This is a genomic window from Thiohalocapsa halophila (genome assembly GCF_016583825.1).
Classification (GTDB): Bacteria; Pseudomonadota; Gammaproteobacteria; order Chromatiales; family Chromatiaceae; genus Thiohalocapsa; species Thiohalocapsa halophila.
Map to the genome: position 1 here is coordinate 1 of NZ_NRRV01000186.1, position 1368 is coordinate 1368.

The 1368-nt window shown below is 63.8% G+C and carries 2 protein-coding genes; both read left to right on the plus strand.

The features are described 5' to 3' along the window. The coding region (locus CKO31_RS25870) for a hypothetical protein (protein ID WP_207148121.1) at positions 1-921 on the plus strand (921 nt) is incomplete at its 5' end. Then, positions 879-1368: co-chaperone DjlA (locus CKO31_RS25875; protein WP_200243735.1), on the plus strand; the 490-nt coding region annotated here is incomplete at its 3' end. The genes CKO31_RS25870 and CKO31_RS25875, both read left to right, overlap by 43 nt.

Sequence of the window (1368 nt, forward strand, 5' to 3'; positions counted from 1 at the left end):
GCGGACGTCCTTCGCGCCTCGCCCGCCGACTTACCACCGGCGCTCTTGAACCCGCTCCTATTTCAGCTTAGCCTGGCAGCCGTTGTGTCGGTGGTGGTCTGCTCTGTCATCCCGTCACCCATGCGAGGCTGGGCCTGTCTGCTCGTGGCGCTGCCGACGGGCGGCCTACTCTACCCACTCTTCGGTCACTGGATCGCCGTTTCCTCGGCGACGTCGGAGCACGCCGGTTGGCTGACCGGCCTCGGCTTCGTCAACCAAGCAGCGGGCCCGGGAGTCGCTCTGCTGGCCGGTGCAACCGCCATTTTTCTCGCCCGAGGGCTGAGTGTCGTCACGGCAGGGGTCTCGTCATCGAGCTCGGCGGATCATCGGCAAGACGAAGCGAGCGTCGTAAGCGCAATATTGCTCTGGCTCGGGTGGCTCGGGGTCATCGGCGCCGCGTCCACCGGCAGCCTCGGATCTCCCTCATTGCTGCTTGGCCTAGCCGCAGGATCCGCTGGCGCCGCATTCAGCGTCTTGATCCTCGGAACAGTTCTCTCGCCGAGCCGCCACTGGCTCGGCACCCTGCCTTTTTCGGTACTGGCCGGAGTCGTGGCGGCCCCGGGAGGCCTGCCGACAGCCACGCTGGCCGAGCTGTTCCTGCTCGGTGCTATCGCAGGTGTCTTCGCCAACCTGTTCATGTGGAAGTTGGATCATCGGTTCCACAGCAGCACCACGGTCCCCGCAGCGCTGCTGAGCGGAGGGCTCGTCGGCACGTTGGCACCAGCCCTGGTCGGCGCTGCTGGATTTTTTTCCACACTCTCCCTCGCCCTTCTTCTACCTCAACTTCAAGGAATCGGCGCCGCTCTCCTGCTCGCGCTCATCGCAGGACAGGCCTTCGCATGGTCAATCAGTCGCACAACCCGATCGAGGGCGCCGGCATGATTTGGAGCGGCAAGCTTCTATTCGGACTGTTCGCCACTTCAATCGGGGGACCCTACGCTGGCCTCTTGGCAGCCGGTATGGCTCACACCTTTGATCGAGAGGTCGAGGGATTCGGCCGTACCGTTCGCCGTCAACAATCAGAGGCATGGAGACAGTACTGGAGCAACACCCTTTTTGCAGCCGAGTTCCTCCTGGCCGGGCATCTAGCAGCGCGAGGCGAGATGCCCCCCGGGGCGGCCGAGGCCTGTTTCGACGCCCTCGCCGCACAGCATCTGGCAACCGGAAGCGACCGCGACCACGCCCGAGCCTTGTTCGAGGAAGGTCAACGCGAAGACTTTCCGTTGACCCGCTTCGTCAACCAGGTGCGGCGCGATATCCACCGACGCAGAGATTTGGTGGACAACCTCCTGCTGCACTTAGTGTTTTTCTACAGCTTTGACCAGGTCC